The organism is Citricoccus sp. K5, assembly GCF_902506195.1.
Taxonomy (GTDB): Bacteria; Actinomycetota; Actinomycetes; order Actinomycetales; family Micrococcaceae; genus Citricoccus.
Genome location: NZ_LR732817.1, coordinates 520,494 through 534,501 on the forward strand (window position 1 = coordinate 520,494; position 14,008 = coordinate 534,501).

The window sequence follows — 14,008 nt, forward strand, 5'->3', positions numbered from 1 at the left end:
ACGGGTCATGCGGCCCGTCGTGCGCCCCGCCCAGCGTAGCGGCCGGTAGCCTGAAGTCGTGGATCTGGACGCCTACACCTCGGTACATCGCCCCACGTGGGAGCGGTTGGACTCGTTGGCGCGCACCCGCCGTCTCGACGCCGGGCAGGCCGACGAGCTGCTCGAGCTCTACGGCCGGGCCTCCACCCACCTGTCCGTGGTGCAGGCGCATGACCCGGACGGGCCGCAGGCCGCCGGGCTGTCCATGGTGCTGGCCCGGGCCCGCAACCGCATCACGGGGGCGCCCTCCAACGCCTCCGCCGGCTTCTCCCGCTTCTTCCTCGAACAGCTGCCCGCCGCGTTCTACCGGATCCGCTGGCTCACGGTGCTCCTCGGGGCGGCCTTCTGCCTCGTGGCCGTCTGGTTCGGATTCTGGGTGAACGGCGAACCCGAGGTGCTCGCCTCCCTGGGCACCGAGGAGCAGATGCGCGAGTACGCCGAGGAGCAGTTCACCGGCTACTACTCCGAGAACCCGGCCGCTTCCTTCGCCGGGCAGGTGTGGACCAACAACGCATGGATCGCCGCGCAGGAGGTGGCCTTCGGGATCACCGGCTACTTCGTGCCCTATGTGCTCTTCGTCAATGCGCAGGGCGTCGGGATCTCCGGCGGGGTCATGGCGGCCCACGGCGAGCTGGACACCTTCTTCCTGTACATCCTCCCGCACGGATTCATGGAGCTCACGGCGATCTTCATCGCCGGTGCCGCCGGCCTGCGGATCTTCTGGGCCTGGGTGGCCCCGGGGCAGCGGACCCGGCTCGATTCGCTGGCCTCCGAGGGCCGCTCGCTGTTCACGGTGGCCGCCGGGCTGGTCCTCGTGCTGGCCGTGTCCGGCGTGGTGGAGGGCTTCGTCACCCCGTCCGGGCTGCCGCACTGGCTGCGCCTGGGCATCGGTCTGCTCGTGTTGGCCGGCTACTGGGCCTACACGCTGATCCTGGGGCGCCGGGCCGTCGCCGCCGGCGCCACCGGGGACCTCGAGGCCCACGACGCCGGCGCCCGCCAGCTCACAGCGTAGGTCGCCCTGGGTGCCCCGCACCCGGAAGCCCACGTGAGCGCAACGATCTGGCCACCAGTGCGGTGGTGTGGTTGTGCTCGAAGATCGACAGTGTGACGATGAAGAAGCACTGCCAGTGGAGTGCTGGCAGGCAGGAAGAGGGACCGAACCGTGAACGCATTCTCGGGGCCCATCGTCAAAGCCCTGGGCCTCGGAGCGGCCGTCCTGTTCGTCGCCACCGCGTGTGCACCCTCAGGGGCTCCAGCGGGCAGCGGGAGCGTCGCCTCGGAGACACGGACCGTCACCAGTCCCGCGGAGAACACCACGTCCCCGGCCGGCGAGCCCAGTCAGACCGATGCGCCCAGTCCGAGTGGGCACAGCAGTTCCGGTGAGCCCAGCAGTTCTGGTGAGCCCAGTCCGGACCAGGACGGCACCACCGCGTCCGGCCCAGGCTCCGAACCCCTGCCTGACGACGAGATCAACGCGCTCAGTCCGTACGACGACGAGAACGCGGAGCCTGCTTTCCCGGACACGGACGAGGTCCACGTCGTCGGGGTCCCCGAGGGCAGCGGCCTGAACATCCGGTTGCAGCCCGGAGTGGGTCCGGACGGTGATGTGATCGCCAGCGCCGGCCCGATGGACCAACTGACGCTGACCGGACGCGAGGGATTCTTCGTGGACGAGGGTGGGTGGTGGATCGAGATCGTCACCGAGTCCGAGGACGGTGGAGACCTCTACGGATGGGTGAACCGCCAGTACGTGGCCACCTTCGGCCCGACGGCGGATGTCACCGAGGACGTCGCGGACGCCGGATCCAGGACCGATGCAGAAGAGCTCGTGCTCCACGTGGCAGACCTCCGTGCCCCGGAGAGTGAACCGGGCCCCGAACACCAGGACACGGGGACCGAACGCACCATCGTCCGCTCTCCGCAGGGCGGAGTCGGCGCATGGACTGTTGATCTGATCGGTGGTTACCGAGACGGGCAGGATGACGCTGGAGACATGGCGCACGGCGAGCGGCTGGAGGTCCAGTTGCAGGACAGCGGCGGTCAGTTCACCGTGTCCTCGGTGCAGTCCACGACGCTGTGCAGGGGCGCGTTCGATGATGATGGGGTCTGCGGTTGAACTGACGCCGTCCTGACCGATGATGGCTTGGCAACGCCGTGGAGACCTGGCTCGGGCGTGCCCCCGCCTCTGACTCTTCGGGCGGCACTAGTCTCTGAAGGAAACGTCTCATCACGCGCGAACAGAAGGCAGGACGATGGCTGGCAAGGACAGGTCACAGGACGGCACGAACGCCTCCTCCGGCAAGAATGGGGACCGGGACGGGCGTGCAGCGGAGCACGCGGATAGCCACGAGTTCGAGAGCGGCCTGGACTACGCGGCGTTCATGGAGGACGACGAGGCGGACACCTCTGATCCGAACGCCGAGGAGAGTCCTGACACCGCGCCGGTGACCTCGGATGCCCTGGATTCCAGTGATGGCGGCTCACACCGTGCGGATCTGGGCACCCAGCCGACCGAGTCCATCGACCGACCCGACGGTGCCGGCCGCGCCGAGCACCGCGCGGACCCGGGAACCCAGTCGACACAGTCCATCGACCGGGCCGAGCTCGATGCCTGGGCTGCCGGCGATACTGTGGCGCGGGACCGGCCGGCTGCCCGGGCGCGCGGTGACAGGAACGGACTGCCGCCGGAGACCGTGACAGCCACGTCCACGCCGGAGCCCGATCCCGAGTCCAGCCGCGCCGGAACGGGCACCCTGTGGGACGACGTCGCCGTGGCAGGCTCCACCGCCGCCGGCGCAGGAGCGGCTGCGGGGGCCCCCGTCACGGCGCCCCAGACCGCCCAGTCCGCCCAGGACGACTACCGGGGCTTCGCCAGCGGTGCACACGCAACGGACGCTGAGGACCGGCGTCGGGACCTGCGTGGCGCCGAGGCGCGTGCCGCGGCCCGGGACGAGGCGCTGGAAGGCCCCTCGACCGCACCCAAGGTGCTGCAGGTGCTGTTGGCGATCTTCTTCCCGATCGTCGTGCTGATCGCCGCCGTCCGCGCCGTGGCCTCCCCACTGTTCCTGTGGATCGAGTACCACCGTCCCGGCTTCCCGGCCGACGAGCTTGGCTTCACCACCGAGGACCGGCTGACCTACGGCTCCGCCGGCATGGACTTCCTCTTCAACGCAGCACCGCCCCGGTATCTGTCCGACCTGACACACCAGGGCAACCAGCTGTTCACGGACACCGAGGTCTCCCACATGGCGGACGTCAAGCTCGTCATGCTCATCAGCATGGCCGTCGGCGCCGTCCTGGGCCTGCTGTGCATCGTCTTCATGATCGTTCTGGCCCGCACCGCCAAGGGTGGCATCCGCCGCTCGCTGTTCGCCGGGTCGGTCTGGATGCTCGTGGTCCTGATCGCCCTGGCCGTGCTGGCCGTGCTCGGCTGGGAGCAGTTCTTCGCGACCTTCCACAGCCTGTTCTTCGCCGACGGCACCTGGACCTTCCAGGCCACGGACGCCCTGATCCGGCTCTACCCGAACCAGTTCTGGATGGACGCCGGGATCGGCATCGCCGCCCTGGTGCTGGTCACCCTCATCGTGACCCTGATCTGCACGTGGCCCACCCGCCGCCGGCGGCACGAGTCCCGCCTGGCGCAGATGGACCTGATCCAGCGCCGCAACGACTGGTACGACGCCCAGGAGGCCTGACCCCGAGAACACGAAAGCGGTAACTGTCGAGACTCTCCGGTGGAGTCGACAGTTACCGCTCTCGTGATGGAGGGGGTGGAGGCGAGGGGCTACGCCCGGTACAGCTCCTCGATGGCGTCCGCGTAGTCGGTGATGACCACGTTGCGCTGCAGCTTCAGGGACGGGGTGAGGTGGCCGGACTCCTCGGTCAGCTCGGTGTCCAGGATGGTGAACTTCCGGATGGACTCCGCCTGGGAGACCGACTCGTTGGCCAGGTCCACGGCCTTCTGCACCTCGGCTCGCAGCCCCTCGTGGGTGCTCGCCTCGGCCAGGGAGAGGGGCGAAACGCCCTGGGCGTTGGCCCACTGGGCCAGCCCGTCCGCGTCCAGGGTGACGAGGGCGCCCACGAAGGGACGGCCGTCGCCCACCACGACCACCTGGGAGACCACACCGGCGGAGCGGATGGTCTCCTCGAGAGGCGTCGGGTAGACGTTCTTGCCGCCGGCGGTGACGATGATCTCCTTCTTGCGGCCGGTGACATAGAGGTAGCCGTCCGCGTCCAGGCGGCCGATGTCCCCGGTCCGGAAGAAGCCGTCCTCATCCAGCGCCGCGGCGGACGCTTCGGGCTGACCGTGATACCCGTCGAAGACGATGGTGCCCCGGATGAGGATCTCCTGGTCCTCGGCGATGCGGATGGTGGTCCCCGGCACCGGCAGTCCCACGGAGCCGATGCGCGTGTGGCCGGGGATGTTGAGCGTGGCGGGAGCGGTGGTCTCGGTCAGGCCGTACCCTTCCTGCATCCCCAGTCCGGCGCCGCGGAAGAAGTGGGCCAGTTCGGGGTTCAGGGCGCTGGCCCCGGAAACGGTGTACTTCGCCGAGCCGCCGAGGATCCGGCGGATCTTCGGGTAGACCAGCTTGTCGAACAGTGCATGGCGGGCCCGCAGCAGGGCACCGGGCCCGCTGCCCTCACCCCTGGCCTCGGCGTCCTGGGCCTCCGAGTACTCGATCGCGGTGGCGCGGGCGGCCGCGAAGATCTTCGCGGTTCCGCCCTCGTGCGCGGCGGCGGCAGCGCCGGCGTCGAGCTTCTCGAACACGCGCGGCACGGCCAGCAGCCACGTGGGATGGAAGGAGGAGAGGTCCGTGGTCAGGGTCTTCAGGTCCGAGGCGTGGGCGATCTGGATCCCGCCGACCAGGCAGATGTACTGCACGGCATGGGCCAGCACGTGCGCCAGCGGCAGGAACATCAGGGTGCGCTGCTCGCTGCCGCCCACGATCCCCTGGGCGAAGGGGAGGATGTTGGCGGCCCCCACGGCGAAGTTCGCGTGCGTGATCCGGGCGCCCTTGGGCTTGCCCGTGGTGCCGGAGGTGTAGACGAGGGAGGCGACGTCGGCCAGGCAGTTCGCGGACCGGGCCGCCTCGAGCGCCTCGTCCGTCACGCCCCGGCCTGCGCGGCCCAGCTCGGCCAGTCCGGCGGCGTCGAGCGGGACCACGGAGACCTCGAAACCTCCCTGCCCGGCGGCACGCTCCACGGCGGTGCGGTGCCGTGCGGCGGCGGTGAAGACCAGCCGGGCGCCGGAGTCCGCGAGGATGTGCTCCACCTGCATCGGTGAGGACGTCTCGTAGACGGGGACGGACACGGCACCGGCGAACCAGATGGCCTGGTCTATCACGGCCCACTCATAGGAGGTGGGTGCCATGATGCCCACCATGGATTTCGGCTCCACGCCGAGGGCGATCAGCCCCTTGGCGGCGGACCTCACCTGGTCGAGGAAGGAGGCGTAGGAGACGTCCAGCCACCCGCCGGCCCCATTGCGCACGGCGTAGGCCGGGGCGTGGGGTCGTTCGGCCGCCACGGCCAGGAACCGGTCCGTCACGTTGGTCTCGGCGGGGAGGTCGGCGACCTGGTCGGTCTGGGCTTCCTGCATCATGGGACTCAGCCTATCCGCTGAGGTCGGACTCAGATCCAGCTGCTCATCCACATCCGCAGCCGCCACTGGTCATAGGGGATCATCTCGCCGGTCCAGACCGGCATGAAGAAGGCGCTGGCCGCCACGGCCACCGCCACGAACGCCAGGACCAGCACCGTGTTCCGGCGGCGGTTCGCGGGGCCGCCGAAGCGCATCAGGGCGCCGAGGCAGAGGGTGAGCGCGAGGATGAGGAAGGGCGTGTAGGCGATCGTGTAGAAGAAGAACATGGTCCGCTCCGGCCAGAGGAACCAGACGAGCTGGCCGGCCGCGTAGACCCCGAGGAATGCCCCGGCCCGCCAGTCGCGGCGACCCAGCCACAGGAACACCAGGGCCAGCACTGCCAGGGTTCCCGCCCACCAGATGACGGGGTTCGCCAGATCGGTGATGGCAGCGGAACAGGTGTCCACTGGGCAGCCGTTCGCGCCGTCGTCGTAGCCTTCGTAGTAGAAGGACGTGGGGCGGCCCATGAACGGCCACGTCCACGGGTTCGAGGCGTAGTCGTGTCCGGAGGACAGGCCCCCGTGGAACTGGGTGGACTGCCGGTGGTAGTCGCCCAGCGAGCGCAGCGGGCCGGGCACGAGGTGCTCCCACCAGGACTGCGGGGGATGGGTGGCGTGCCACTGCCGGTTGTAGCCGTTGCCGGTGACGAGCCAGCCGGTCCAGGTGGCCAGATAGGTCGCCGCGCCCACGCCGACGACGGCGACGAAGGCATAGAGCCCGTCATGCGTGACGCCGGCGCGGACCCAGTGCCGGATGCCCGCCACGCGCCGGGCGTTCATGTCCCACAGCACGGTCGTCAGCCCGAAGACGGCCATGAAGGCCAGCCCGGAGAGCTTCACCCCGCAGGCCGCACCCAGGAGGATCCCGGCCACCAGGCGCCACGGGCGCCATCCCAGCCACGGCCCGTACCTCAGCAGGGACGACGGCGGCGCCCCACCATGGCGTGCGGCCGCGGCCGCGAGCCGCTCGGCCAGACGGCGCCTGCCGTCCGCGCGGTCCAGCAGCAGCGCACCGAAGGCGGCCAGGACGAAGAAGGAGAGGAAGATGTCCAGCAGCCCAGTGCGGGACATCACGAGGTGATGGCCCTCCACCGCCAGCAGCAGGCCGGCGATCCCGCCGAGGAAGACCGAACGGAAGAGCCGTTGGGCGATCAGTGCGGTCAGCAGCACGGACAGGGTGCCCGCCACGGCCGCGGAGAACCGCCAGCCGGTGCCGTTGTCCGCACCGAACACTGCCATGCCGAGGGCGATCAGCCACTTGCCCAGCGGGGGGTGCACCACGTACTCGGGAGTGTTCTCCGGTTGCGGGTTACCGGCCGCGAACTGCTCGTTGTGGTCCTCCGGCCAGTTCATCTCCACGCCGGACTGCAGCAGGGTGAAGGCGTCCTTGACGTAGTAGGTCTCGTCGAAGATCAGCTGGTGCGGGTGGTCCAGCCGAATCAGACGCAGGACGCCGGCCAGGATGGTGACGGCCAGCGGGACGATCCAACCCCAGTGGCCCGGATGGAAACGCTCGCCGAGCAGCCGAAGACGCAGGGCCGCATCCGTGTAGGCGGCTGCGGGGGTGCTCAACCACCGGGTTGGGGATGTGGCGGGCGCTGGAGATGCCGGCTGCACCGGCCGTACCGACTGCGCTGTGGGGGTGGACTGAGGCACCCTGCCATCGTACGTGCAGGCGGGGGCGGTGTCCGGGGCCTTGGGGGTCCGATCCGCTGGCCCCTGGTGGCCGCTTCCGCTCGCCGCCTCGCCCATTTGCGCAGGAACCGCCACGCTGGCATGATTTCGTACATCCCCGGCCGACGGTCGGGGATTTTTCTGATTTCTTGAGAGGAAACCGATGTCTACTCCCGGTGACAGTCCGGGGCACAGTCCGTGCCTCCCACTGACACGAGCGCATGCGCTCACAACGTGCGGTGGGGGGTGTAGTCATTGGAAATAGTCTCGATCCTGGTCGGCCTCGTGCTGATCATCGCCTGCGGCCTCTTCGTGGCTGCGGAATTCGCCCTGATCACGGTCAACAAGAACGAGGTCCGTGAGGCCGCCGCGCAAGGGGACCAGAAGGCAGCGGGTGTGCTCAAGGGTATGAACACCCTGTCCACGCAGCTCTCCGGGGCACAGTTGGGCATCACCTTGACCAACCTGGGCATCGGCTTCCTGGCGGAACCGGCCATCGCCGCCCTGGTGGTCGGTCCCCTGACGGACGCCGGCCTGGCCGCACCGCTGGCCCGGTCCGTCTCCGTGGCGCTCGCCCTGGTCCTGGCCACCGTCCTGACCATGGTGTTCGGCGAGCTGGTGCCCAAGAACCTGGCCATCGCCCGGCCCCTGGCGACCGCACGGGCCGTCGTCGGCTTCCAGCGGGGGTTCAGCACCGTGACCAAACCCCTGCTGACGTTCTTCAACGGCACGGCCAACCGGATCGTGCGACTGTTCGGCATCGAGCCCCAGGAGGAACTCGCCTCGGCCCGCTCGCCGGAGGAACTCACGGTGCTGGTGCGCCACTCCGCCCGTCAGGGTGTGCTGCCAGCGGAGACCGCCGAGCTCATCCAGCGGTCCTTCGCTTTCGGCAACCGCCGTGCGCACGACTCGATGACCCCGAGTACCCGGATGACCACCCTGGCGCCGGGCAGCAGTGTCCAGGACCTGCTGCAGGTGGCGGCCACGACCGGCCACTCGCGGTTCCCCGTGATGGAGCCGGGCTCGTCGGCAGTCGAGGGCCTGGTCCACATCCGCCGTGGCCTGGCCGTTCCGTTCGACGAGCGCCCCTCCACGCCCGTCTCGGACGTGATGGAGACGCCCACCCTGATGCCGGACACGATCGAGCTGGACCAACTGATGGACACCCTGCGTGCCGGTGGCCTGCAGATGGCCGTCCTGATGGATGAGACCGGGGACGTGGCAGGCCTGATCACCCTCGAGGACCTCGTGGAGGAACTCGTGGGGGAGGTGGTCGACGAACACGATCCGGACGACCGGACCAGTGAGAGGCTGCCCGATGGGGCCTGGGCCTTCGATGGCGCGCTGCGCCCGGACGAGGTCACCGAACTGCTGGGGCATCGGATCGCCGAGGACGCCGAGTACGACACCATCGCCGGCTTGCTGACCCTGCACCTCGGGCGAATCGCGGCCGTGGGCGACGGTATCGAGCTGGAGACCGAATCCGAACACGGCTACCCGGCTGCTCGCGTCTCCCTCACGGTGGAGGCCATGGACGGGTCCCGCATCGCCCGCGTCCATGCCACCGCATCACCCCTCGAGTCCCAGGAGGACGATCGCTAGTGGATACCGTCGGTATTGTCCTGACCGTCGTGCTGCTCGCGGCGAACTTCTTCTTCGTGGGAGCCGAGTTCTCCCTCATCGCGGCCCGCCGCAGCATTGTGGAGCCCAAGGCCCAGGAGGGCGGGCGCGGGGCCAAAATGACCCTGTGGGCCATCGAGAACGTCTCGCTGATGATGGCCGGGGCGCAGTTGGGGATCACGGTGTGTTCCCTGGCCCTGGGCTATGTCACCAAGCCCATGATCGTCTACGCCCTGCAGGGACCCTTCGAGGCCTGGGGGATCCCGGCGACGATGATCGACACCATCGCGTACATCATCGCGTACGCCCTGGTGACCTACCTCCACGTGGTGCTCGGCGAGATGGTGCCCAAGAACATCGCCCTGGCCGGGCCCGAGCGCATGGCCTTCATCCTGGGCCCCGCCCTGGTGGTCGTCGTGCGTGCCCTGCAGCCGCTGCTGTGGACCATGAACGCGATGGGCAACGGCATCCTGCGCCTGTTCAAGGTGGAGCCCAAGAACGAGGTCGCCAGCACCTTCACCCGGGACGAGGTGGCCGGGTTGGTGGGTGAGTCCCGTGAGGGCGGGCTGCTGGACCACCAGGACGAGCGGCTGCTGCTCGGTGCTCTCACCTTCGAGGAGCGCTCCGTCCAGAGCATCGTGATCCCGTTGCATGAGGTCGTCACCCTGCCGGCCGGATGCACACCGGAGCAGATCGAGAAGGTCGCGGCGAACGGCTATTCACGGTTCCCGGTCCAGGCCGAGGACGGGCACCTGAACGGCTACATCCACGTCAAGGACCTGCTGGGCCTGGAACCGGCGGCGCGGACCGTGCCGGTGCCGGACGGCCTGGTGCGGGAACTTCCGCGGCTGCACGTGGAAGACCACCTGCAGTCGTCCCTGCGCCGCATGCAGCGCGACGGTGCGCACCTCGCCCTGGCCGTGGACGAGTCCGGTCACCCTTACGGCGTTGTGACCCTGGAGGACATGCTGGAGGAACTCGTCGGCCAGATCCGTGATGACAGCCGTGCCACCCGGTAGGCCCCGGATGGCCGGAGCTGCGGCGTGAACGGCCTCGAAGGCGCCGGGGTGGCGGGGGACCTGATCTCCTGGATCGGGCTGATCCTCGGACTGCCCGTGCTGCTCGTGGGATTGCTGCTGCGCTCGGGTGAGAAGGGCCTGGTCCCCACCGAGGTCGTCCTCGTGGCGGACGCCGGGACGCTGTGGGCGCGTTGGTTCTCCGCCGGTGAGTTCCATGAGCGGCCCCTGAGCGGCGCCGAACGCGCGCGCCTGGCCGGCCAGGACGTGTGCCGGGGCTATGTGAGCCGGCGTGACCCCTCCGCGGTGCGGTTCGAGCGCCGCACGCCGGCGACCAGCGTCTGCCTGGCCCTGGGCTCCACCTTCGTGGTGCTGGGTGTGTGCGGGTTCGCGCTGTCCCTCCTGCCGATGGTGTTCGGCTGACGGCGGACTCAGGGCCCTGCCTGGGCAGGGGAGAGGAGGGTGGTGGCCTGGTGTAAGTGGGGAACGTGTCCGCGCAAGCTCCCCTCGACGGCGAGGGCAAGGCGATGTCCGGCTTCGATGTTCAGGCTCGCCTGGACGGCAAGGGTGAGTTCGGCCTCCAGGTGATGCCCGCTCCACCGGGCGCGCACCTGTTCCACGGAGATGACCCCCGGAACGGCTGCTGCGGTGCTCTCGATCAGATCCAGGGTGCCGGCTTCGACACCATCCATAAGTCGGCGCAGGACCGTGCGCATCGAGCCGACAAGTACCGCGACGACGACCGCTGCGATGACCAGCCCGATGATCGGGTCCACCCAAGGCAGGCCCACCCAAGCGCCGAGAACGCCCAAGATGACAGCCAGGGATGTCAGCGCATCGGTTCGCGCGTGTTGGCCCTCGGCGATCAAGGCCGCTGATCCAATGCGCCGCCCTGCCTGGATCCGGTACCTGGCTACGATCTCGTTGCCGACGGCCCCGACCACCGCGGCGGTCAACACCCACCCCAGATGGGTCATGTCCCGCTGCGCGGTCAAGGCTCGGACCGATTCCCAGATGATCAGCCCGGCAGAGAGGGCGATGACGGCCCCGATCAGGAGGCCGACGAGATCTTCGGCCCGCCGGAACCCGTAACTGTACCGTCGGGAGGGCGCTCGACGGCCGAGACGGAAGGCGATAATCAGCGGGACTGTGGTCGCCAGGTGCCCCAGGTTGTGCAGGGTGTCGGCCAATTGGGCCACCGAACCGCTCAGCCAGACGATCACGATCTGCAGAAGCGCAGTGGCCCCCATGCCTGCCAGGCTGATCTGCGCGGCGCGGATTCCGATGGAGCTGGCTTCTTCGGCGGTCTGGATCGCCTCGGAGTGGTCGTGACTGTGAGGCACCAATGCTTGTCCACGCCGCCCCTGATGACGATCATGCGCGGATTGCCGCGGAGACCTTTCGAATGCTCTCCGACGCAACGCGAGTGAAGATCCTCTGGGCGCTGTTCCAGGGCGAGTCCAGTGTGAACGCCCTGGCCGAGCTTGTCGGTGCCGCGCCCACGGCGGTGAGCCAACATCTGTCCAAGCTGCGACTGGCGGGCCTGGTGGACAGCCGGCGTGAGGGCACCTTCGCTTACTACTCAGCGACCGATGCGCACGTGAACCGCCTTCTGGCCGAGGCGCTCTCGCACGCCGAACACATCACCGGCACAGCCACGGCGTAAGACCTGCAGCTACCGCATGGCTGCGGCAGGCCGCCCATCACCGCGGCCCCCATTCAGTTCAGTTGTGCGAAAGCCTCGGCTTTGCGGGTCGGTCCGGCCACAAGCAGGGTGTCATCGGCCTGGAGGATGTAGTCGCGGTCCGGGTAGATCCATTCGCCTTGGTCCTTCACGGCCACGACCGAGACGCCCCGTTCGGCCCGTAGCCTGGTCTCTGCCAGTTCCCGCCCGACGTATCGCTGGGGGACTCCGGTGCGGACGATGGCGAATCCGGGCTCGACCTCCACATAGTCCTCCATGGAAATCCGGACCAGGTGGGCCAGTCGGCGGCCCATGTCCCGTTCGGGGTGGACCACGTGTTGGACTCCGAGTTGGCGCAGGATCGTCTCGTGAGCGTCGTCGTTGGCCTTGGCCCAGATGTTGTCGATGCCGAACCGGATCATCAGTGAGGTCGTGAGGATCGAGGCGGCGAGGTGGGTTCCGATGGCGATCACCACCCGATCGGCCTCGTGGACCGAGAGTTGGCGCATGGCCTCCTCGGAGGTCGTGTCGGCGCGCACCACGTGGGTCAGCTGGCCGTTGAGGGCCTGCACCGGTTGCTCCCGGACGTCGATCCCCAGGACCTGACACCCGGATTCCATGAGTTCCAGGGCCAATCCGGCTCCGAACCGGCCCAGGCCCAGGACGACGACGGTTTGTCCGGCAGGACGGGCGGAGGTCGGGCCGGTGAACGGGTTGGTGAAGGCGCCGACGACTCGGTGCCGGTGCCGGCGTCGCGGCTCACCGCGCGGGGGCTCGCGGGGGTCAGTGGCGGGGATGTCAGCCAAGGAGGGGCCTTTCCTTTGGGAGTTCGTAGAGCAGTTGGCGTTCGCGCAGCGCCAGGGCGCCGGCGACGGTGGCAGGACCGATCCGGCCCAGGAACATCAGGACCATCAGGACCCATTGACCGGCCTCGGGAAGGGTCGCGGTGATGCCGGTTGACAGCCCCACCGTGGCGAAGGCAGAGACGGCCTCGAAGAGCAGCCGGTCCGAGGTCTCCTCGCTGAGGCCCATGAGGACGGCCGTGCCGACGGTCACGGCGGCGACCGAGAGTAGCACCACGGTGATGGCCTCCCGGTGCGCCGACCGGGCCAGACGGCGGCCCATGACGTTGACCGCGGCCTGTCCGCGCAGCTCAGTGAGCATGATGAAGAACAGTACGCCGAAGGTCGTGATCTTCAGCCCGCCGGCGGTCCCGGCGGGGCCGGCACCGATGAACATCAGGACGTCTGTGCCCAGCAGGGTGATGGGGTCCATCTGCCCGAAGTCCAGGGAGTTGAACCCCGCGGTGCGGGTCGTCACGGATTGGAAGAAGGCCGCCAGCACACGGGCGGCCGGGTCCAGGGGGCCCAAGGTCTTCGGGTTGGACCACTCCAGGATCAGGTACATGGCGGTGCCCCCGGCCAGCAGGAGCGCGCTGCCCAGAAGAACCAGCCGGGTGTTCATGGTCCACCGGTGCGGAAGCCGCCAGTGTCGGCGTAATTGGACCAGGACCGGGAAGCCGATGCCGCCGAGGATGATGCATCCGGCGATGGGTAGGCAGATGAATGGGTCGTCCACGAAGTCCATGAGATTGGCCGAGTACAGGGCGAAACCGGCGTTGTTGAAGGCCGAGACCGCGTGGAAGACACCGTGCCAGGCCGCCGTGCCGACGTCGAGTCCGTGTCCGAGCCAGAACCGTAGGAACAGCAGCACCGCACCGGCCGATTCGATGACAGCGGAGACCTTGACGATGCCGAGCAGGATGCGGGACAGATCTCCGATGCCCTCGGCCCGGGCCTCCGCTGCGGTCTCCAGCCTCCGAGACAGACCCAATCGGCGGGAGATGAGCAGGCCCAGCACCGTGGCGAAGGTCATCACCCCCAGTCCGCCCACCTTGATGAGGACCAGGATCACCAGCTGGCCGAAGATGGTCCAGAACTCCGGGGTGTCCACCACGGCCAGACCCGTCACGGTGATGGCACTGGTGGTCGTGAAGGCGGCTTCGGTAAGGGTCGGGGCGCGGTCCTGGTAGGACACGGGGAGCATGAGCAGCGCGGTGCCGGCCACGATCGCGGCCAGGAACCCCAGGACGATCACCTGGGCCGGTTTCCGGTGGGACCGGCGGGGCGCAGGTCGCGAGGCCGGCCGGCGTGCCGAACGGAGAAGGTTCCGCCGAAGCGGGGGCAAGGTCACGAGGGAACAAGCTACTCTCGACGAACCGTGTTGACCAGCGAAACGATGCTGCCGTACGTCACATCTTGAGTGGGTGCCGTTCCCTCGACGCGTGACACAGAGGTGATACTGCCCCTGGTGGGGCCCGACACGGTATTGAGAA

12 protein-coding genes are annotated in these 14,008 nt (G+C 68.8%); 7 read left to right on the forward strand and 5 right to left on the reverse strand.

Annotated features, from left to right (window positions below):
• Positions 1–58 precede the first annotated feature (58 nt).
• The 3 genes from BOSE125_RS02295 to BOSE125_RS02305 all read left to right on the forward strand — a co-directional run bounded on the left by BOSE125_RS02295 (position 59) and on the right by BOSE125_RS02305 (position 3,734).
• Complete coding sequence (locus tag BOSE125_RS02295) at positions 59–1,051, forward strand: stage II sporulation protein M (RefSeq protein WP_159549397.1); 993 nt, start codon at positions 59–61, stop codon at positions 1,049–1,051.
• A 150-nt stretch (positions 1,052–1,201) separates the two neighbouring features.
• Positions 1,202–2,155: a hypothetical protein gene (locus BOSE125_RS02300; RefSeq protein ID WP_159549400.1), complete on the forward strand. Its 954-nt coding sequence runs from the start codon at positions 1,202–1,204 to the stop codon at positions 2,153–2,155.
• Between the two features lie 136 nt (positions 2,156–2,291).
• Positions 2,292–3,734, forward strand: coding sequence for a TIGR01906 family membrane protein (locus tag BOSE125_RS02305; RefSeq protein ID WP_236557774.1), 1,443 nt, complete (start codon positions 2,292–2,294; stop codon positions 3,732–3,734).
• Positions 3,735–3,823: 89 nt separating this feature from the next.
• Here BOSE125_RS02305 and BOSE125_RS02310 read toward each other — a convergent pair whose 3' ends face one another.
• Positions 3,824–5,638 (reverse strand): long-chain fatty acid--CoA ligase, encoded by a 1,815-nt coding sequence (locus tag BOSE125_RS02310; RefSeq protein WP_159554583.1) that lies wholly within the window; start codon positions 5,636–5,638, stop codon positions 3,824–3,826.
• A 32-nt stretch (positions 5,639–5,670) separates the two neighbouring features.
• Complete coding sequence (locus tag BOSE125_RS02315) at positions 5,671–7,431, reverse strand: dolichyl-phosphate-mannose--protein mannosyltransferase (RefSeq protein WP_236558113.1); 1,761 nt, start codon at positions 7,429–7,431, stop codon at positions 5,671–5,673.
• Positions 7,432–7,608: 177 nt separating this feature from the next.
• Between BOSE125_RS02315 and BOSE125_RS02320 the strand changes: the two genes are divergently transcribed.
• Genes BOSE125_RS02320 through BOSE125_RS02330 form a run of 3 tightly spaced genes read left to right on the forward strand, consistent with a single transcriptional unit; the run spans position 7,609 to position 10,412 of the window.
• Positions 7,609–8,955 (forward strand): hemolysin family protein, encoded by a 1,347-nt coding sequence (locus BOSE125_RS02320; protein ID WP_159549405.1) that lies wholly within the window; start codon positions 7,609–7,611, stop codon positions 8,953–8,955.
• Positions 8,955–9,992: a hemolysin family protein gene (locus BOSE125_RS02325; protein WP_159549408.1), complete on the forward strand. Its 1,038-nt coding sequence runs from the start codon at positions 8,955–8,957 to the stop codon at positions 9,990–9,992. Before BOSE125_RS02320 ends, BOSE125_RS02325 begins: the two co-directional genes overlap by 1 nt.
• A 24-nt stretch (positions 9,993–10,016) precedes the next feature.
• Positions 10,017–10,412, forward strand: a complete 396-nt coding sequence (locus BOSE125_RS02330; protein WP_159549411.1) for a hypothetical protein — start codon at positions 10,017–10,019, stop codon at positions 10,410–10,412.
• A gap of 8 nt (positions 10,413–10,420) precedes the next feature.
• Here BOSE125_RS02330 and BOSE125_RS02335 read toward each other — a convergent pair whose 3' ends face one another.
• Positions 10,421–11,332 carry a cation diffusion facilitator family transporter gene (locus BOSE125_RS02335; protein WP_236557775.1) on the reverse strand — a complete coding sequence of 304 codons (912 nt, stop codon included), beginning with the start codon at positions 11,330–11,332 and terminating at the stop codon, positions 10,421–10,423.
• A 2-nt stretch (positions 11,333–11,334) separates the two neighbouring features.
• Between BOSE125_RS02335 and BOSE125_RS02340 the strand changes: the two genes are divergently transcribed.
• Positions 11,335–11,655, forward strand: a complete 321-nt coding sequence (locus tag BOSE125_RS02340) for a metalloregulator ArsR/SmtB family transcription factor (RefSeq protein WP_159549417.1) — start codon at positions 11,335–11,337, stop codon at positions 11,653–11,655.
• 53 nt (positions 11,656–11,708) lie between these two features.
• Here BOSE125_RS02340 and BOSE125_RS02345 read toward each other — a convergent pair whose 3' ends face one another.
• Both BOSE125_RS02345 and BOSE125_RS02350 read right to left on the reverse strand, forming a co-directional pair.
• Positions 11,709–12,479 carry a TrkA family potassium uptake protein gene (locus BOSE125_RS02345; RefSeq protein WP_236557777.1) on the reverse strand — a complete coding sequence of 257 codons (771 nt, stop codon included), beginning with the start codon at positions 12,477–12,479 and terminating at the stop codon, positions 11,709–11,711.
• A complete protein-coding gene (locus BOSE125_RS02350) occupies positions 12,472–13,866 on the reverse strand; it encodes a TrkH family potassium uptake protein (protein ID WP_371300559.1) in 1,395 nt (464 codons plus the stop codon). Before BOSE125_RS02350 ends, BOSE125_RS02345 begins: the two co-directional genes overlap by 8 nt.
• Positions 13,867–14,008 lie beyond the last annotated feature (142 nt).